Source organism: Mycobacterium sp. NGS54 (assembly GCF_059812465.1).
The window spans coordinates 187,509-206,978 of record NZ_JCALCS010000011.1 but is presented as its reverse complement, the minus strand read 5'-3'; the positions used below and the strand labels follow the sequence as shown (position 1 = coordinate 206,978).

13 protein-coding genes and 1 tRNA gene are annotated in these 19,470 nt (G+C 67.2%); 7 read left to right on the top strand and 7 right to left on the bottom strand.

Annotation, left to right across the window (positions count from 1 at the left end; genetic code table 11):
- Positions 1 to 5,535, top strand: a complete 5,535-nt coding sequence (locus tag AC5Y5E_RS29805) for an SDR family NAD(P)-dependent oxidoreductase (RefSeq protein ID WP_499907518.1) — start codon at positions 1 to 3, stop codon at positions 5,533 to 5,535.
- A gap of 270 nt (positions 5,536 to 5,805) precedes the next feature.
- Positions 5,806 to 6,567: a DUF732 domain-containing protein gene (locus tag AC5Y5E_RS29800; RefSeq protein ID WP_499907517.1), complete on the top strand. Its 762-nt coding sequence runs from the start codon at positions 5,806 to 5,808 to the stop codon at positions 6,565 to 6,567.
- Between the two features lie 60 nt (positions 6,568 to 6,627).
- Here the strand turns inward: AC5Y5E_RS29800 and AC5Y5E_RS29795 are convergent, their stop codons facing one another.
- The 5 genes from AC5Y5E_RS29795 to AC5Y5E_RS29775 form a co-directional block, all read right to left on the bottom strand.
- Positions 6,628 to 7,446: a pentapeptide repeat-containing protein gene (locus tag AC5Y5E_RS29795; protein ID WP_499907516.1), complete on the bottom strand. Its 819-nt coding sequence runs from the start codon at positions 7,444 to 7,446 to the stop codon at positions 6,628 to 6,630.
- 342 nt (positions 7,447 to 7,788) lie between these two features.
- The gene (locus tag AC5Y5E_RS29790) at positions 7,789 to 8,067 is read right to left on the bottom strand and encodes a hypothetical protein (RefSeq protein WP_499907515.1); all 279 of its coding nucleotides are present in this window, start codon (positions 8,065 to 8,067) and stop codon (positions 7,789 to 7,791) included.
- Positions 8,068 to 8,358: 291 nt separating this feature from the next.
- Positions 8,359 to 9,048: a cutinase family protein gene (locus tag AC5Y5E_RS29785; protein WP_499907514.1), complete on the bottom strand. Its 690-nt coding sequence runs from the start codon at positions 9,046 to 9,048 to the stop codon at positions 8,359 to 8,361.
- Positions 9,049 to 9,142: 94 nt separating this feature from the next.
- The gene (locus tag AC5Y5E_RS29780; RefSeq protein ID WP_499907512.1) at positions 9,143 to 9,574 is read right to left on the bottom strand and encodes an Hsp20/alpha crystallin family protein; all 432 of its coding nucleotides are present in this window, start codon (positions 9,572 to 9,574) and stop codon (positions 9,143 to 9,145) included.
- Between the two features lie 132 nt (positions 9,575 to 9,706).
- Positions 9,707 to 9,994 carry a hypothetical protein gene (locus AC5Y5E_RS29775; RefSeq protein ID WP_499907510.1) on the bottom strand — a complete coding sequence of 96 codons (288 nt, stop codon included), beginning with the start codon at positions 9,992 to 9,994 and terminating at the stop codon, positions 9,707 to 9,709.
- Positions 9,995 to 10,186: 192 nt separating this feature from the next.
- Here AC5Y5E_RS29775 and AC5Y5E_RS29770 point away from each other — a divergent pair, with 192 nt between their 5' ends.
- A complete protein-coding gene (locus AC5Y5E_RS29770) occupies positions 10,187 to 10,525 on the top strand; it encodes a hypothetical protein (protein ID WP_499907508.1) in 339 nt (112 codons plus the stop codon).
- A 149-nt stretch (positions 10,526 to 10,674) separates the two neighbouring features.
- Here the strand turns inward: AC5Y5E_RS29770 and AC5Y5E_RS29765 are convergent, their stop codons facing one another.
- Both AC5Y5E_RS29765 and AC5Y5E_RS29760 read right to left on the bottom strand, forming a co-directional pair.
- Positions 10,675 to 11,562, bottom strand: a complete 888-nt coding sequence (locus AC5Y5E_RS29765) for a universal stress protein (protein ID WP_499907506.1) — start codon at positions 11,560 to 11,562, stop codon at positions 10,675 to 10,677.
- A gap of 653 nt (positions 11,563 to 12,215) precedes the next feature.
- Positions 12,216 to 12,289 (bottom strand) — tRNA-Arg (locus AC5Y5E_RS29760).
- 185 nt (positions 12,290 to 12,474) lie between these two features.
- Between AC5Y5E_RS29760 and lipQ the strand changes: the two genes are divergently transcribed.
- The 4 genes from lipQ (at position 12,475) to AC5Y5E_RS29740 (ending at position 19,465) form a co-directional block, all read left to right on the top strand.
- On the top strand, positions 12,475 to 13,722 hold the full coding sequence (gene lipQ, locus AC5Y5E_RS29755) for an esterase LipQ (RefSeq protein ID WP_499907504.1): 1,248 nt from the start codon (positions 12,475 to 12,477) through the stop codon (positions 13,720 to 13,722).
- Positions 13,723 to 13,863: 141 nt separating this feature from the next.
- Complete coding sequence (locus tag AC5Y5E_RS29750; protein ID WP_499907502.1) at positions 13,864 to 15,333, top strand: WS/DGAT/MGAT family O-acyltransferase; 1,470 nt, start codon at positions 13,864 to 13,866, stop codon at positions 15,331 to 15,333.
- Positions 15,330 to 17,099 carry an HAD-IB family hydrolase gene (locus AC5Y5E_RS29745; RefSeq protein WP_499907500.1) on the top strand — a complete coding sequence of 590 codons (1,770 nt, stop codon included), beginning with the start codon at positions 15,330 to 15,332 and terminating at the stop codon, positions 17,097 to 17,099. Before AC5Y5E_RS29750 ends, AC5Y5E_RS29745 begins: the two co-directional genes overlap by 4 nt.
- Positions 17,096 to 19,465 carry a glycerol-3-phosphate 1-O-acyltransferase gene (locus AC5Y5E_RS29740; protein WP_499907498.1) on the top strand — a complete coding sequence of 790 codons (2,370 nt, stop codon included), beginning with the start codon at positions 17,096 to 17,098 and terminating at the stop codon, positions 19,463 to 19,465. Before AC5Y5E_RS29745 ends, AC5Y5E_RS29740 begins: the two co-directional genes overlap by 4 nt.
- Positions 19,466 to 19,470 lie beyond the last annotated feature (5 nt).

Here is a 19,470-nt window from a genome sequence, read left to right as displayed (position 1 = left end):
CTGGGTGAACTGTGTGGGGCCGGAGCGATGGCCTCGGTGTTGTTGGGCGCCGAGGCACTCGAGCCGCTGCTGCAACCGTGGAACGGGGCGTTGAGTGTGTCGGCGATCAACGGGCCCAGCCACACCATCATCAGCGGCGAGCCCGCCGCGCTCCAGGAATTCACCACGGCGGCTGAGCGTGACGGCATCCAGATCCGTCAGATCGCGGTGGATTACGCCTCGCACTGCGCCCAGGTCGAGGCGGTACGCGAGCGGCTGCTGTCCGAGCTCGGTGAGCTGAGCCCGGCCCTAGCCCGTATTCCGTTGTATTCGACGGTGGGACAGGCGGGTTCGGCCGATGCCCTCGATACGACCACGATGGACGCCGAGTATTGGTATCGCAATCTGCGTGAGCCGGTGCGCTTCCATGATCGGGTCCTCGAGCGGCTGGGCGCGGGGGAGTGCACGTTTGTCGAGCTGTCCCCGCATCCGGTGTTGGCCCCGGCCCTGAGCGACACGCTGGCCCAGACCCCGGGGCGGGCCCAGTCGACGGTCGTCATCACGCTGCACCGCGAACGTCCGGACCACGACAGCCTGGCACTGGCGTTGGCGCAGCTGCACACTCACGGCCACAGCCCCTCCTGGCCAGCCCTGTACCCGCGCGCCCGCACCGTCACGCTGCCCACCTACCCCTTCGACCACCGCCGCTACTGGCTCGCCCCCACGCCCACCGACGACGCGGCCGCGCTCGGCCTGGACCGCGCCGACCACCCCTTGCTGGGCGCGGTCGCCGAATTGGCCGACGAAGACCAGATCATGGTCAGCGGGCGGCTCTCGCCCAGCACCCAGGAGTGGCTGGGCGGCCACCGGGTCAACGACACCATCTTGTTCCCGGCGACGGGGTTCATCGAGGTGATCCTGCGGGCCGGTGAGTTGGCCGGCTCCCCGGTGATCGATGAGCTGATCCTGCACACCGCCCTGACCTTGTCGGAACAGGCGTCGACCGATCTGCAGGTCTTGGTGCACCCGCTCGACGAGCTGGGCGGGCGTCCGTTCAGCGTGCACTCGCGCCCCGGCGGGGAGCATCCGGCCGCGTGGACGCTGCACGCCAGCGGCGCGCTCAGTGCCCGTCAGCCGGCCGCCGGCTCCCCGCCGCCCGCGGTGGGTGTGGAAGCGATCGATCAGGACGACTTCTACGACCGGCTGGCCCTGCAGGGCTACAACTACGGCGGTCCGTTCCGGTCGGTCCGGGGCGTCGGCACCGACCCGGCCCGGCCCGACGTCGTCTATGCCGAGGTGGCGCTGCCCGCCGGCACCGATGTCACCGGCTACGGCATCCACCCCGCCCTGCTCGACGCGGCCCTACACCCGTTGGCTTCCGTGTCCGACTCGGCCGACCCCAGCTCGCCGCGGATTCCGTACGCGCTCAACGGAATCAGCTTGTACGCCACCGCGGCTACCGAGCTGCACGTACACCTCACCCGCACCGGCGAGGATACGTTCGCGCTGCACGCCACCGACCCCACCGGCGCGCCGGTGATCACCATCGGCGCGTTGACGTTGCGCGCCGTCTCCGACCAGATCGGCCGGCCCGCTTCGATCGCCGGGCTCGCCGACAGCATGTTCGAGCTGACCTGGCCGGCGGCGCCCGATCTGGCCGCGCCGTCGGGCGCCCAACCACCGGCGGTGTGCACCGTCAACGACCTCGCCTCGGTGACCGCGCCCCCGGAGTTGGTGATCTGGCCGCTGCCACACGCCGACGACGCCGATCCGCTGCGAAGAGTGCACGCCCTGGCCCGCGATGTCGTGGCCCAGCTCCAGGGCTGGCTGGCCCGGCCCGACAACGCCCACACCCACCTGGTGATCGTCACCCGTCGCGCGGTGAGCGTCGGCGCGTATGACGGTGTCCCGGATTTGGCGCACGCCGCGGTCTGGGCGCTGATCCACACCGCGCAGAACGAGCACCCCGACCGCATCACCCTGATCGACACCGACGACACCTCCCTCGACAACCTGCTCGCCGTTGCTGCGGCGCGGCCGTCGGGCGAGCCGGAGCTGGCCGTGCGCCACGGCGTTGCCCACATCCCGCGTCTGGCCCGCATCGCGACCCTGACCCCGCCGGACGCGCCCGACTGGAAGTTGGGCATTACCCGCAAGGGTGATCTGAGCAACCTGGCCCTGCTCCCCACCGACCCGCCAAACACCCTGGCGCCCGGAGAGATTCGCGTTCAGGTGCGGGCCGCCGGGCTGAACTTCCGTGACGTGGTCGTCGCGTTGGGCGCCATCGCCGATGACGGGATGGGTAGCGAGGGCGCCGGGGTCGTCCTCGACGCCGGCGCGGGCGCATCGCTGCGTCCCGGGGACGCGGTGATGGGCCTGTTCCCGCACAACGCGTTCGCGCCCAGCGCGATCGCCGACGAGCGCATGCTGGTGCCGATCCCGTCCGGATGGTCGTTCACCCAGGCCGCATCGGCGCCGATCGTGTTCCTCACCGCCTACGCCGCTTTGGTCGAGATCGCCGGGCTGTCGGCCGGCCAACGAGTGCTCATCCACGCGGGCGCCGGCGGCGTCGGTCAGGCCGCCATCCAGATCGCACGCCACCTCGGTGCGGAGGTTTTCGCCACCGCCCACCCGAACAAACACCACGTGCTCAGCGGGCTGGGGCTCGATCCCGCGCACATCGCCTCGTCACGCACCCTGGAATTCGTCGACACCTTCAAGGCCGCCACCGACGGGCAGGGCATGGACGTCGTGCTCAACAGCCTGGCCGGCGAGTTCATCGACGCCTCACTGCAATTGCTGCCCCGCGGAGGCAGTTTCGTCGAAATCGGCAAGACCGATATACGCCGGGCCGACGACATCGCCGCATCCCATCGGGGAGTCGACTATCGGGTCTACGACCTGTCCAGCGCACCGGCGGACGACTTGCAGCCCGCCTGGGCGGCCCTGACCGAGATGTTCGCCGCCGGTGTCCTCAAGCCGCTGCCCACCACCAGCTACGGCCTGCTGAACGCCCCGCATGCCTTCCGCGACATGAGCCAAGCCCGCCACACCGGAAAGATCGTGCTGATCCCGCCCGCGGTATTGGATCCCCAAGGCACGGTGCTGATCACCGGTGGCACCGGGATGCTTGGCGCGCTGTTCGCCGAACATCTGATCACCCGCCATGGCGTCGGGCACCTACTCCTGTTGTCCCGCAGCGGAAGCGACGCGCCCGGGGCCGGCGAACTGCAACAGCGGCTGGCCGGGTTGGGCGCCCAAGTCACGATCGCCGCCTGCGACACCAGCGACCCCGCCGAGGTGGCCGCGGCACTCGACGCGCTGCCCGCCGACCACCCGTTGACCGCGGTGATCCACGCCGCCGGCGTCCTCGACGACGCCCTGGTGACCGACCTGAACCCCGAACAACTCGATGCGGTCTTGGCCGCCAAGGCCGACGCGGCGTGGCACCTGCATCGCCTCACCGCCGACCGCGACCTGGCCGCGTTCGTGCTGTTTTCCTCCGCCGCAGGCACATTGGGCAGCGCCGGGCAGGCCAACTACGCCGCCGCCAACGCGTTCCTGGACGCGCTGGCGCACCACCGCCACCACACCCAACGGCAGGCCACCAGCGTGGCGTGGGGCTACTGGCAGACCCCGTCGGGCATGACCGCCCACCTCAGCACGAGCGACCTGACCCGCCTTAGCAGCACCGGGCTCACCCCCATCACCAACGAGCGCGGCTTGGCGCTGTTCGACGCCGCGCTCGCCAGTCAGCCGACCAACGTGCTGGCCAGCCCGTTCAATACCGGCGCGCTGGCCCGTCAGGCGCGTAACGGCACGCTGGACCCGATCCTGTCCGCCCTGACCACCAGCCGCCCGCAGGCCGCCACCGCCAGCCCGAAAACGCTTGCCGCCACGCTGGCCAGCCAAACGCCGCGGCAACGGCTGGACACCCTCACCGCGATGGTCACCGCCACCACCGCCGCCGTGTTGGCCCACCCCGACCCGGCCGCCCTCGATCCCGACAGCCCCTTCAAGGAGCTTGGCATTGACTCGCTGACGGCCCTGGAACTGCGCAACACGGTCAACCAACGCACCGGCCTGGCCCTGCCGGCGACGCTGGCGTTCGACCATCCCACCCCGGCGAAGCTGGCCGGCCACCTCGCGGAGCTGCTCACCGACAGCGCCGCCACCGCCGGCCCGCCGGCCCGGGTCAGCACGAATGGTGTTGAGCCGGTGGATGATCGGCTCGCCTATCTGGACCAGGCGGCGTTCCTCGCGCTGCGGGCGGTGCACGGCGCGCTGATTCAGGCCACCTGGATATACGACCGCGCCGTCGATGTCGAGGGGCTCAAGCGTTTTCACCGCAATCTCGGCCGCGGGTTGTTGGGACGCCGGATCGAACGGGCCGCGTTGCCGTTCGCGCGTGATCGCTGGGTGTTGGCGCCGGAGCCGGAGGAGATCGACTTCGCGGCGAAGCCGCGGCCCCGTTCCGCGGTGAATGCGTGGGCCGACGAGCGGGCGCGCCTCCCCATCGATCCGGAGTGGGGGCCGGCCTGGCATCTCGGGGTGCTTCCGCTCGAGGACGGCGGGGCCGCGGTGAGTCTGGTGGCTTCGCACACGATCGTCGACGCCATCGCGTTCGGCCAGGCGATAGAAGACGCCGCCGAGGGCAGGACGCGCGAATTCGGTTATCCGCCTGCGGGATCGCGCACGCTGCGGCAGGCGGTGCGTGAGGATCTCCGGCAGACCGTCAAGGACCTGCCCGAGATAGGGCACGCGTTGGGCGCCGTGGCTCGACGGGCGCGGCGCGACCGCCAAGAGCTCAGATCATCGGTGAAGGCGGCGCCGCCATCCCCGAGGTCGGCTGGCGACGACCAGCCCGTAGAGGTGCCCGCCCTGATCGCGTACATCGATTTGACGGAATGGGATTCCCGCGCGAAAAGCCTTGGCGTGAGTAGTAACTCGCTGGTCGCGGGAATCGCGTGCAGGCTCGCGGTGCGGGTCGGGCGCGTCCAGGAAGACGGAACGGTCACCCTGCGATTCCTGGTATCGCTGCGGACCGACGGCGATACCCGCGGCAACGCGCTCACAAGTGTTGACGTTACGGTCGATCCCACGCGCGCGGCGACCGACCTCGCTGACATGCAGGCCAAGATCACGCAGACAATCCTCGCGGCGATGGAGGACCCCGACAACGAGTGGCTGGCGCCGCTGCCGCTGGCGGCGCTGACGCCCGTGTGGGCCGCCAGGAAGGTAGCGGGCATGGCGGTCGGCGGTTCCACCCTTCCCGTGACCTGCTCCAATGTCGGTGATCTGTCCCCGGCGGCGAACCGGCCCGACGGCACCGATGCCGACTATGCGTATCTGAGAAACCTCGAGCCCGATATGAAGAAGAGCACGCTCGATGCCATGGGCGGACAACTCTTCCTCGGTTCGGGCCGGGGCCGCGGCAAGATGTTCATCAGAATCTCCGCGTATCTGCTCGGGCGGTCGAATACCAAGGATGAGCTGCGGGAAAGCGTGTCGCGCACCTTCGCCGAATTCGACCTGAATGCGGAGATCGACTGCTAATCACGGCGGTTGGGCCGCCGCGACGGTTTTGGCTTGCAACGCAACGTTTTTGAGCTGACCCGGAGGGGTCGGGAAAATCGGGTATTTACCGTGGAATCGCGGTGATTTATTATGAACACAATGGTTAACAAATGATGAACAAATGGTGAACGGATTCTAGCTTAGCAGCGTTTGGCACGTGCGCCGTGGACCGGGGGGCGGCGCACGTATGTGGTGTAGATGGCAATCCGCCCGTCGTGTGGCGGCCCGATCAGAACGGAAATCCCGCCTATGTTTACCGGCGCCATCAGCCATTCCGGTGCCCTGGTTACCGCCGTTGTGGTGCTAACCGGAGCTGCAATTCTGCGCGGCAGCGCGGCGGCGGCCGACTCGAACCAGGACGATCAGTTCCTGGCGCTGCTCGATCAAGAAGGCATCCCTGCGCTGCGCGGCGTGCCCAGCCTCATCGAAACCGCGCATGACGTTTGTCGCACCCTCGATGCCGGCATGTCGGCGGCCGGCTTGGTGGACGCGATGGTCAACAACGCGGTTGGCATCGATCCGGGCGAGCGCGATTACACCCCCGGCCGCCTCGCGCGCACCGAGGCCCGCTTCATCACCGCGGCGGTGGGGGCTTACTGCCCCTACGATCGCGGCAAGATCGCCTCGATCCGGACCAATCCCACCGGATGGAAAGAGCCGGGGCGCAGGATCACTGGGTATATCCGACCGGCCGGCGAGATTGATGATCCGAACCCGCCGCAGGTTCCGGCACCGCCTCCGCAGGCGGCGCAGATCCAGACGCCGCGGTTGCCGATCGCGGCGCCGTCCGCGCCTAAACGGCCGCCGCCTCCACCGCAACAGGTGAAGCCCCCACCGCAACAGCCGCCGCCTCCGCAGGCGCCTCCCGCCGCGGGTCCTCAACCGGGCGGCGCCGCGGGCAGTGGCGGCGGTGGTAATACCGGCGGTGGCAACGGCGGTGGTAGCCCCGGGGGCAACGGCGGTGGGATCCCGGCGGATCCGTCGCCGGGCTTTGTCCGGCTCGCGCCCTGACCAATGCGCGGAGAACGCCGTGGCAGCCGAGGTGATGTCGCAAACACGTCCGGGACCGTTCTACGAGATCGCGCAACTAAGCCTCGCACTCGCTGGCGGGGTGAAGCCATCTGGCCAGCTTGGAGAGCTTTCGTAGCAAATGTCGGTTAGATTCGCGCCACTCAGCCTCGCGCCGGTCAGATTTGCGCCGGTCAGGTTTGCGCCGGTCAGGTTTGCACCGGTCAAATCAGCGTTGACCAAGATGGCCCGCGATAAATTCGTTTCGCCCCACTTTTCGCTCTTACCAAGGTATGCATTCTTTAGGATCGCATTTGACAGATCCGCGGAAGCCAGGTTAGCCCCGGAAAAGGTCGCTTGAGTGAGAGAAGTGGAGTGCAACCAGGCCTTCTCAAGAAGGGCCCCTCGCAGATCTGCGCCGTTTAAACAAACGGCTGAGAGGTCGATGTCCAATGCCTTATCATCGCGCCGTCCAATCACCGCTAAGGCGGCCTGAACGTCGGCGGGTGGAGGAGCGGCGGGCTTAGAGGCTTCCGTCGGGCATTCGGCATGGTTGGCGACATAAGTATCGAGCACGTTGAACACTACGGTCCGAAGGTGCTCATCTGCCGTTGGATCTCGGGCGAGCTGTTCCAACGAATAGATACCACCTACTCTCACATCTTTTGCATTTTTGTCATCAAGATCTCCAATCGCTTTGTTAAAACGGTCGCTCAGCTGGCCTCTCGCCGAAAGCGAGTATTGGTCCTGGGTTGATCCCAAGGACTCCGCCGAGAAAAATAATGCTGCGACGGCAGCGGCCGCTGTCGCAAATCCAGCGACTTTCGCCCAATCAACCTTGACGAATAACTGAACGAAATTTTGTTTGGTTGCTTCCAGCATTCGGCGCCACCGGCTTTGCAGAACGGGACGGGCCGGTGGGTTCAACCGAAGACGCTGCTGCCGACTCGCGATTTGGCGCAACCGCATCGCGGTAGCGTTTGACGTCGCTCCGCGCGAAGCCGGACTCACGCCGTTGGTCTTTCTCCCGTGTTTAGAGTGGCCGCTGTGGCGACCTCCTGAGTGGTCGGGTCTGGTGGAGGCTGCTTCTCGCGTGAGAGCCGACTGGGCCACACGCGCCACATCGTCGTGAGACGTCGCGCTGACGGTCGCGGTCATCGTCGTCACTCCTTTCGAGGGTGGACCGGTTCGTTACCTGTGCTCCAAACCTGGGTTCGGCGGCTGTCAATTTGGAGGGCACGCCACGACGACCTCAACCAGCGTGTGCTGCTTTTCTTGGAGACTGGCCGACTGGTCAAGATTGCTGGGGTGGATCCCGACGACGGAGCACCCCGCGAGTGACGCCCGGGCAGGCACGATCTGAACGTTGTATCCCTGACTTTTCAGGCTGCTCACCACGCCATCAGCGTCGTCGGAGGAATTCGCTGCAGCCGTAGCCGCCAGGCCCAGCGCCGCTGCGGTAATGGCACCCGCCGCTTCCATCGCGGCGACAAACTTCCTCATCGCGGACACTTCCTTTCAGGTCGGGCCATCGATCCGTGGCCCTTCGAGATCAAAGTCCGCTGTTACCGGAAAGTTTGAACACCCAGGCCATGCACGAACTCAGGATTTGAGTTCATATCGGCGATCCTCGACCACCCCCGACGTTGTCGGCACGAGTAGTCGGCTACCTCAATCCTTTCGAAGATCTTTCGGACTCAACGCAACCTCGAGACTGCGCCCACGCGTTACTCGATCGAATGGTTGCCAGCGGCGATCAACAAACGTTCAGTTGCAGGAAGTCTGACGCGTGCGTCAGAGATGGCTCGCCACGAAAGACGCGGCTTGACTGGGCATCCCGGAGTGCTGATACGACAGGTGCGCCGGCGAGAACATGTCGTCATGCGTAGGGAGTGACAGGCCCCCACCCGGTGAGCAAACCGGATCACCCGGCGCGCACAAGTCGATGGCCTTGGCCCCGTACCACGGGCTGGCCTCGTTCATCGGCCCGACTACCCGGTCCGCCATATTCCCGAAGACCGCCACGGCGGCAACGTGATCCGCCTCGTCCGCCGACAGCGTGTCGGCGTTGAAGCCCGCAATCGACGCCCGGGCGATGGTGATCAGATCGATCACCATCGCGCCTTGCGAGTATCCGCCGAGCACCAGCTTGGTGTTGGGACAGCTCGCCACCATGGACTGGACATGAGCCTTCGCGTCGCCGGCGCCTGCGGACGCCGACGGCGGCCAATCCTCGGTCGCGGGGTAGTTGACGGCGTACACCCCGAGGGTCCGACCCCCAACCTGCGAGCGCAACGAATCGACAAATGCCTGCCCGACGCCACCAACGCCGGGGGGTTCGGCGGTGCCACGGGCGAACGTCACGTCGACGTCGGGACAGGGAGCAGCCGGGGCGGAAGGAGCGAGGATCGGCGCGCTCAGCAGCGCGGCCGCGGTACTCAGCACCGCGGAAACGAGAAAACGAGCCAATGGGCGCGCGTTCACGGTTCCAATGCTGACATATCGGCATCGAAACGTTCCGCCCGCATCGCACTCCCGGACGGTGCGCGCCCGCGGAGTCAGTCGGTGGCCGCCGGATTCAGTCCCGAGCTTGGACTTCGATGCGTTTCGCCGCCGGGGCGCCATTGGGCACCGGCACCGAGATGGCGAGAATGCCCTTTTCGTAGGTGGCGTGGACGTCGTCGACGTCGGCTCCGGCAGGCAGCGGAACGGAGCGCGCGAAGGCTCCATAGCTGAATTCGGAGCGGCCGTGGGATTCGACCGCCTGGCTGCGTACGGCCTTGATGGTGAGCATCCCGTCGTGCACGGTGATGTCGATGTCCTTCGCGGGGTCGACCCCGGGAATCTCGGCGCGCACCTCGTAGCGGCCGTCGTCCATCCCGTCCTCGACGCGCAGCAGGTTGCGGTCGAAGAGGGGGCGTAGGCCGGCCAACAGGGGAGCGCCACCGAAGAGCTCGGTGAGGTCGGGCATTAGATTTCTGGGCTGACGCTGGACTGGCAGAGTTGCCATGAATTCTCCTGAAATCGTTGCATCTCTTACGATTTCGATCGAACCACTGCGCGGCTGCCGGTGCTAGACCGCGCCCGCCGATGTTGCCGAGAGATTCACGGCGCGTTCAACCCGCCGGCCGGCAGGCGGGTCCTAGCCCACCTGCTTCAAGGTGTAGTGCGCGACTGTCCGTCTGGGGTCATCGGCGAGCCGCTTCACCTCTTGGCGGATCGGATCCACGGCACCGCCGAACACGCCGGCGCAGCCGTCGGGGCAGCGCACTTCCCACCAGGAGTCCGACTGGTGTTGCGGCCAGGCCCCGAGCTGTCCGCCTCGCGGCTGATAGCCGATCTCGGCTGCAAACTTCCTGAGGTTGCCGATGTGGTGGTGTGCTGGACAGAAGAGCGATACGTCGATGCCGAGGTTCTCTGTCTCGTTCATGGCCGTCATTCTCGCCTGTCCTCGATCGACACATGATCCCTTTTGCACGACGGTCCCCGTCGACACCGTGACCACCATCACGTTCGCCCAGAGACGTGAAGGAGGTTAGTCAGTTGACTACAGTCGTGCACTGTGGTGTAGTCAAATGACTAACCCGGGCTCGTTTGCCCATAGCCGCAAGGAGAACCAACCATGACCACAGCCCACGCGCGCGGTCGAGGAAACGAACTGGCGATGGATCTCGACCTTGCAGCACCCAGCGGGGCGACCTGCGTCGACGAGTGGGGGAACTTCGCGGCGGCCTTCCGGGTGTTCGACGGCCCGGAGTGGCGAATCAAGCGAGTCAGCGACCGCGGGCGAGGCGCCCGTACCGGTGACATCGTGGTGTCGGTCATCGGCCGGCAGTACGTGGATGGGCACGCTGAGCGCGAGATCATCATTGACGGCCCGCACAGCCCGGTCGTCACCGCGACCGAAGCGCGGACACTGGGCAGCGCGTTGATCGCCGCCGCAGACGCCGCTGACGCGTGATTGGCGGGCCGATTCCGGGCTGCCGAGCGTCGCCACCGGCTCGCAAAAATTGGGCACGACTCGAACGTGCGACCTAGGGACTAGAAGGCCGTCTGAAGGGGGCCACCCGTCGCCTTTGGCCTTTCGATACCTGCCCCGAGGCGCTCAGGCTAGCGGCTGCGGGCGACGATCACCGGGGTGTGGGCCGCTTGCGCCACCTTGGCGCTGACTGATCCAAGCAGCATTCCGGCAAACCCGCCACGGCCATGACTGCCGACGACAACAAGCTGTGCGAACTTGGCGTGCTCGAGAAGATGAGTGGCTGGCCGGTCGTATTCCACGACCCGGGTTACCCCGACATCGGGGTAACGTTCCCGCCAACCGGCCAATCGCTCGGCCAGGGTTTCCTCAGCCGCCGACCGCTGGGCCGACTCTTCCAGGCTCGCGATATGCGTCATGTCGGCGTCGAGCCAGGCGTGCAGGGCAACTAATCTTGCGCCCCTCAGCGAGGCTTCTTCGAATGCAATCGCGGTGGCTAGCTCGGAGACTGGTGATCCATCGTTTCCCAGGAGCACTGAGTCGTGAGAGGCTGCTGACTGCGGGGAAGCCCCATCGTGGATAACGGCAACGGGGCAGCAGGCGTGATGGATCAGTCCAGTGCTGACCGATCCCAGCAACACGCTTCGTATCGCACCCAGTCCGCGAGCGCCGACGACCACCATGTCGGCGTCTTTGGACATATTTAGCAAAGTGGGCACCGCCGCGGAGTGGAGAAATTGGCTCTCGATTTCAGCCCGCACACCGTTCTCGGTGGTGTCTTCGGCGATCCGGAGGGCGTCATCGAGGATCGTCTGGGAAGCGAGTTCCTCGCGTTGGCGCCACTCTGCGGGCATGGGCGCAGCTGGCCACGGCAGCGCCGATGTGCCGATCGCGTTCACGAGGGTGAGCCGACGTTTGCGTAGTAACGCCTCACGGGCAGCCCACCGTACCGCCGCATTGGACGGAGTTGACCCGTCGACACCGACCACGACACCGAGATGTTCGTCTGCACCGGGCATGTTGGCTGTCCTCTTTCAGATCACACATGCAGGGCCCGATGAGGCAGCAGCGCAGCATCTAGCCTTGCGCGCCCCGTATATCGCCGGGGAAGTTGAACTACAGCCGTGGACCACTACCAATCGGGTGCGGTCAGGGGTGTGGTTTGGGCGGCTTCGACGGGGTAGGGCCGCAGTTCAAGCCGGCAACGCATCCATTCGGTGCGTCACCTTGAGGTGGGGTCGCGCTCTTTGGCGCCACGACGGACGAGGGGCCCGGTTCCGGCGTCGTCGATGGAGTCGCGATGCTTACCGACTCACCGCCGCCAAGGCCGAATCCGGCTGCAGCGAGCATGGCCGCACCGCCAAGCAGGGCGGCTGACCTACGAATTTCGGGTTTCATTGGACTCCTTCTTTCTATGGTGGTGTCCGCTGAAGTCCCAGCATTCCGTTCCGATACCCCCAGGGGGTAGAGACTTTAGTCCTCCGTTTTGCCCATACCCGGCGGGGATAGCGACCAAATAGCCGCGCCGATCAACCGCCGACACGGCCTGATACCGCTGCTCGGCCACACTTAACTCCCGCATCCAGGGACTGTCACCGATCGGCCGAAACAACTGTCACGCATCAGCCGAGACGAACTGTCACGCATCAACCGAGGCCATACACAAAACCAGTGCCCCCGGCACGACTCGAACGTGCGACCTAGGGATTAGAAGGCCCTTGCTCTATCCACCTGAGCTACGGAGGCAATGTGCAGGTCAGTCTATCGAACGCGACACGCCGAAAGACTCGCGGAACGCGACGCGCCCGAAAAGTCTTCCGCCGCCGCACTTATCGGTTATGGTGTGAGGCCTCGACACACGTACAACACCGGCTGATCATCGGCCGTTAACCGCAACGAGGCGTGTGCCTAACGTCGAGGGGTGCGTTGTTATGAGCGTGGCCTTGAACTTGACTTCGCGGTGCTCGCAGGCCGGTGCGCAGGCATTGCGACTGGCGGCCGACGCCAGGGACACGTATCGCGCCGGCGCGCTGTTGCTGCGCGGCTCGCCGTTCGCGGTCGGTTGGGTTGCCGGCTGGCTCTCCACCGAATTTCCCCCACACGTGGTGACGGGACACGCGCTGTCCCGGGTATCGCGACCCGCCATCGGCCGCGTCGGTACCACGTGGGCCGCGCAAAAAGCCGACGAAGCCCTCACCGCCGCACTCATCGAGTGCTTCGGGCCGGACTTCCGTGATCTGGTGAGCCACCCGGCCTACGTTCAGTCCGAGGCCTCGCCGCGGGGCGGGCTGTTGCGCAGGCCCGGGCCGCACCGGCGGTACGCGGCGGAAACGTCCGACATCTCCTACGGCCCCGGCGGCAGTGAGCACCTGCTGGACATCTGGCGGCGCCATGACCTGGCGCCCGGGCGGCGCGCGCCGGTGCTCATCCAGGTCCCCGGCGGGGCGTGGGCGGTCAACGGCAAGCGCCACCAGGCCTACACGCTGATGAGCCACATGGCGGAGCTCGGCTGGATCTGCGTCTCGATCAACTACAGCAAGAGCCCCCGCTGCACGTTTCCCACGCATCTCATCGACGTGAAGCGGGCGATCGCGTGGGTGCGCGAGAACATCGCCGACTACGGCGGCGACCCCGACTTCCTCGCGATCACGGGCGGGTCGGCGGGCGGTCACCTGGCCTCACTGGCCGCGCTCACCCCGAACGACCCGGCGTTCCAGCCCGGATTCGAGGACGCGGACACCACTGTCCAGGCCGTCGCGCCGTACTACGGTGTCTACGATTTCACCGACTTCGAGAACATGCACGAGATGATGCTGCCCTTCCTCGAGCACTTCGTTCTCAAGTCCCGCTACAGCGAGAACCCCGACCGGTTCCGGGCGGCGTCGCCGATCACGTACGCCCACAGCGAGGCCCCACCGTTCTTCGTGCTGCACGGCGAAAAAGACGAACTGGTCCCCAGCGGCCAGGCGCGGGTCTTCTGCGCGGCCCTCCGGGACGCTGGGGCCGCCACGGTGGGCTACGCCGAACTCGCCAACGCGCACCACGCGTTCGACATCACCCCGACGGTGCGCTCGCGGTTGGCCGCTGGGGCCGTCGCGGACTTCCTCGGCGTCGTCTACGGCCGCCGCGCCGGCTCGCTGGCGCACTCGTTGCCGCTGACCGCGACGACGGCCAGCTGAGCCGGACGCCGCTTCGCCGACGGGATCGCGCCTTTCACCAGCGCGGCAAGCCGACTAGCGTTGGGTGAGCAATCCGGTTTGCGGGTCCCAGGCAGGAGGCTTGGTCAGCGGTGACAACGTTGGCGCGTCGAGTTCACGATCATGGCTGAGGCGGTCGAGGCCGTTCAATTGTCCGACGAGCTCGGACCGGTCGACTATCTGATGCATCGGGGTGAGGCCAACCCCCGGACCCGGTCCGGGATCATGGCGCTCGAACTCCTCGACACCACACCGGACTGGGATCGGTTCAGAAGCCGCTTCGAAAACGCCTCCCGACGGGTGCGGCGGCTGCGGCAGAAGGTCGTCGTACCGACGTTGCCGACGGCGTCACCGCGCTGGGTGGTCGATCCCGACTTCAACCTGGACTTCCACGTGCGGCGGGTGCGGGTGTCGGGGTCCGGCACGCTGCGCGAGGTGTTCGACCTGGCCGAGGTGATCCTGCAGTCGCCGATGGACATCTCGCGGCCGCTGTGGACCGCCACCCTGGTGGAGGGGCTGGCCGACGGCAGGGCCGCGACGCTGCTGCATGTCAGCCACGCGGTCACCGACGGTGTCGGCGGCGTCGAGATGTTCGCCGAGATCTATGACCTCGAGCGCGAGCCGCCGCCCAGGCCGACGCCGCCGCAACCCGTCCCACAGGATCTGACGCCCAACGACCTGATGCGCCAAGGCATCAACCGCCTGCCCATCGCGATCGTCAACGGCGTGGTGGGCGCCGTGGCCGGGGCGGTGTCGGCGGCCGGCAAGGCGGTGCTCGACCCCGTGTCCACGGTCGGCGGAGTGGTCGAATACGCCGTCTCGGGCATGCGGGTGATGAACCGCGCCGCCGAGCCGTCGCCGCTGCTGCGCAGGCGCAGCCTTGCCACGCGCACCGAAGCGATCGACATTCCGCTTTCCGATCTGCACCGGGCCGCGAAAGCCGGTGGGGGATCGATCAACGACGCCTACCTGGCCGGCCTGTCGGGCGCGCTGCGGCGCTACCACGTGGCGCTCGGCGTGCCCATCAGCACGCTGCCGATGGCGGTGCCGGTGAGCCTGCGCGCCGACGCGGACACGGCCGGCGGCAACCGCTTCACCGGCGTCAACCTGGCGGCGCCGCTGGGCACCGCCGATCCGGTCGCCCGGATGAAGAAGATCCGCGCCCAGATGACGCAGCGCCGCGACGAGCCCGCGATGAACATCATCGGTTCCATCGCCCCGGTGCTGAGCGTGTTGCCCACGCCGGTCCTGGAGGGGATAACCGGCTCGGTGATCGGCTCCGACGTGCAGGCCAGCAACGTCCCGGTGTATCCCGGCGACACGTACATCGCCGGCGCAAAGGTCTTGCGGCAGTATGGCATCGGCCCGCTGCCCGGCGTGGCGATGATGGTGGTGCTGATCTCCCGGGGAGGCTGGTGCACGATCACCGTCCGCTACGACCGGGCCTCGGTGCGAAACGAGCCGCTGTTCGCCCAGTGCCTGCTGGAGGGATTCGACGAGATCCTGGCGCTGGCCGGTGACCCGGCACCGCGCGCGGTGCCCGCCTCCTTCGGCGAACCGGCAGTCTCCGCGCGATCGGCGGCGGGCTCGTGAGCCCCGCCCGGGAGCAGGCCGAAAACGCTGGCGCACAACAGAAGCCGTCGGGCGACATGCGGCTGCCCGGGTCGGTCGCCGAGATCATGGCCAGTCCCGCCGGGCCGAAGATCGGCGCGTTTTTCGACCTGGACGGGACGCTGGTCGCGGGGTTCACCGCCGTCATCCTGACCCAGGAGCGGCTGCTGCGCCGCGACATGGGTGTGGGCGAGCTACTCAGCATGGTTCAGGCCGGCCTGAGCCACACCCTGGGACGCATCGAGTTCGAAGACCTCATCGGCAAGGCCGCCGCGGCGCTGGCCGGGCGACTGCTCGACGACCTGGAGGAGATCGGCGAGCGGCTCTTCGTGCAACGGATCGAGTCGCGGATCTACCCCGAGATGCGCGAGCTGGTGCGGGCACACGTCGCCCGCGGGCACACCGTGGTGCTGAGCTCATCGGCGCTGACCATTCAGGTCAACCCGGTGGCGCGCTTCCTCGGGATCTCCAACATGCTCACCAACAAGTTCGAGACCAACGAGGATGGGATACTCACCGGCGGTGTGCAGAAGCCGATCTTGTGGGGACCGGGCAAAGCCGCTGCCGTGCAACGGTTTGCCGCCGAGAACGGCATCGACCTCAAGGACAGCTACTTCTACGCCGACGGTGACGAGGACGTCGCCCTGATGTACCTGGTCGGCAATCCGCGGCCGACCAACCCCGAGGGGAAGATGGCCGCGGTGGCCAAGCGCCGCGGCTGGCCGATCCTGAAATTCGACAGCCGGGGCCGGCTGGGCCTGCGGCGCCAGATACGGACGCTCGCCGGCTTCGGCTCGATGTTCCCGGTCGCCGCCGGCGCGGTGGGCATCGGCGTGCTGACCCGCAGCCGGCGCCGCGGGGTGAACTTCTTCACCTCCACCTTCTCCCAGTTGTCGCTGGCGATCGCCGGCGTGCAGCTCAACGTCATTGGCGAGGAGAACCTCACCGCGCAGCGGCCGGCGGTGTTCATCTTCAACCACCGCAACCAGGTTGACCCGGTGATCGCCGGCGCGCTGGTGCGCGACAACTGGGTCGGCGTCGGCAAGAAGGAGCTACAAAAAGACCCCATTATGGGCACGCTCGGCAAGCTGGTGGACACCGTGTTCATCGACCGGGACGATCCGGTCGCGGCGGTCGAGACGATGCACACGGTCGAAGACCGGGCCCGCAACGGGCTTTCGATCGTGATCGCGCCGGAGGGCACCCGGGTGGACACCACCGAAGTGGGGCCGTTCAAGAAGGGCCCCTTCCGCATCGCGATGGCGGTGGGAATCCCGATCGTCCCGATCGTCATCCGCAACGCTGAGATCGTCGCCGCCCGAAACTCGACCGTCATCAACCCCGGTACGGTCGACGTCGCGGTGTTCCCGCCGATCCCCGTGGACGACTGGACCGTTGATACGCTGCCCGAGCACATCGCCGAGGTGCGTCAGCTCTATCTGGACACGCTGGCCAATTGGCCCGTTGACGCACTGCCGCAGGTCGGTCCGTACGCCGTGAAGAAAGCGGCGAAAAAGGCCAAGGCGGCGGCCAAGACGACGACCAAGAAGGCCGCCCCCAAGAAGGGGGCAGCCAAGGCGCCCGCGAAGAAGGCCGCCGCGAAGAAGGCCGCGTCCAAGGCGAAGCCGCCGAAGGCGAACCCGAACGAGTCCGAGGTTGCCCTCAAAGACGGTGAGGCGCAACGGCCCAGCGGGCAGGGAACCGTCAGTGGGGAGTCGCCCGGTGCGGCGCCGAGAGGGCGCCAGTGACCAAGCCGGCCGCGGATATCAGCGCAGTCCTCGCCGCACAAGACTCGCTGATATTGGCGTCCATGGCCTCCCCGGTCGAGCGGGAACTGGTCATGGCGTGGGTCGGTCAGCAGCGCGCGTCCAACCCCGACGCGACGTTCGAGGTGTTGGCGCTGCCCGAAGACAATGCGCCGCCCACGGCGCTACCCGAGCTGGTTAAGCGTCTCGAGTCCGAATCCAACGACGACCGCTCGGTCGTGCCCGTGCGGGTGTTCTGGCTGCCGCCCGCCAATCGCGGCCGGATCGCCAAGCTCGCCGGGCTCCTTCCCGGCCGGGATCCCTACCACCCCAACCCACGTCAGCAACGGCAAATCATCCGCGCCGATCCGCACCGCGCACGGGTGGTGGCCGGCGAGCCGGCCAAGGTCTCCGAATTGCGCCAGCAGTGGCGCGACACCACCGTCGGCGACCACGGACACGACTTCGCGCACTTCGTCACCCGTCGCGCCATCTTGGCGTTGGAGCGCGCCGAATACCGGATTCTCGGGCCGCAATACAAGTCCCCACGGCTGGTCAAGCCAGAGATATTGGCCTCCACGCGGTTTCGCGCCGGCCTGAAAAGGATCCCCGGCGCCACCGTCGAGGAAGCCGGCAAGATGCTCGACGAACTGTCCACCGGGTGGAGCCGGGTGTCCGTCGACCTGGTCGGCGTCCTGGGCAGGGCGCTCAGCCGCGGATTCGACCCGGAGATCGATTACGACGAGTACCAGGTGGCCGCCATGCGCGCCGCGTTGGAAACCCATCCGGCGGTGCTGCTGTTTTCGCACCGCTCCTACATCGACGGCGCGGTGGTGCCGGTGGCCATGCAGGAGAACCGGCTGCCTCCGGTGCACGTGTTCGCAGGCATCAACCTGTCTTTCGGGGTGATGGGTCCGCTGCTGCGCCGCGCCGGCACGATCTTCATCCGCCGCAACATCGGCGACGACCCGCTTTACAAGTACGTCCTGCGCGAGTACGTCGGCTACATCGTCGAGAAGCGGTTCAACCTGAGCTGGTCTATCGAAGGCACCCGCTCGCGCACCGGAAAGATGTTGCCGCCCAAGCTGGGTCTGCTCTCGTACGTGGCCGACGCGTACCTGGACGCCCGCAGCGAAGACATCTTGTTGCAGCCGGTGTCGATTGGCTTCGACCAGCTGCACGAAACCGCGGAGTACGCCGCCTACGCGCGGGGCGGCGAGAAGACACCGGAGGGCGTCGTCTGGCTCTACAACTTCATCAAGGCGCAGGGCGAACGCAACTACGGCAAGATCTACGTGCGCTTCCCCGAAGCGGTCTCGATGCGGCAGTACCTCGGCGCGCCGCACGGGGCGCGCGCGCTGGATGAGGACGCCAAACGGCTTGCGCTGCAGAAGATGTCGTTTGAGGTCGCGTGGCGGATCCTGCAGGCGACGCCGGTGACGGCGACGGGTTTGGTGTGCGCGTTGCTGCTGACCACCCGGGGCGCCGCGTTGACGCTCGGCCAGCTGCACCACACTCTGCAGGACTCGCTGGATTACTTGGAGCGCAGACAAATCCCGATGTCGACGAGCGCCTTGCGGCTGCGCCGGCGCGACGGGGTACTCGCCGCGGTCGACACGTTGTCCAGTGGGCATCCGATCACCCGCATCGACGGTGGCCGGGAGCCGGTCTGGCGCATCGCGCCCGACCAGCAACACGCCGCGGCGTTCTATCGAAACTCGTTGATACACGCCTTTTTGGAGACCTCGATCGTCGAGCTCGCGCTGGCGCACGCCAGGCGCGTCACCGATCCGCAAGGCGACCGCGTCGGGGCGTTCTGGGCGCAGGCCATGAGGTTGCGGGATCTGCTGAAGTTCGATTTCTATTTCGCCGACTCGGCGGCGTTCCGCGACCACATCGCCGAGGAGATGGCGTGGAACGACGACTGGGAAGCGCACGTCAGGGCCGGCGGCGACGAGATCCACGCGATGCTGTTCGCCAAGCGTCCGTTGATGGCCGACGCCATGTTGCGGGTGTTCTTCGAGGCCTACGAGATCGTCGCCGACGTGTTGCGCGACGCGCCGGCCGACGTCGGGCCCAAGGAGCTGACCGAGTCCGCACTCGGGGTGGGCCGGCAATACGTCGCGCAGACCAGGGTCCGCAGCAGCGAATCGGTGTCGACGCTGCTGTTCGCCACCGCGTACCAGGTCGTCGTCGACCAGGATCTGATCGCGCCCGCCGCCGACCTCGCCGAACGGCGGACAGCTTTCCGGCAGGAGCTGCGCGACATCCTCGAGGATTCCGACTACGCCGGCCGGATCGCGCGCGAGCAGTTCGTCGCCCGCGAAGTCAAGGCGCGACGGGAGCGGCGGGAGAGCCAAGCTCAGTAGCCGGC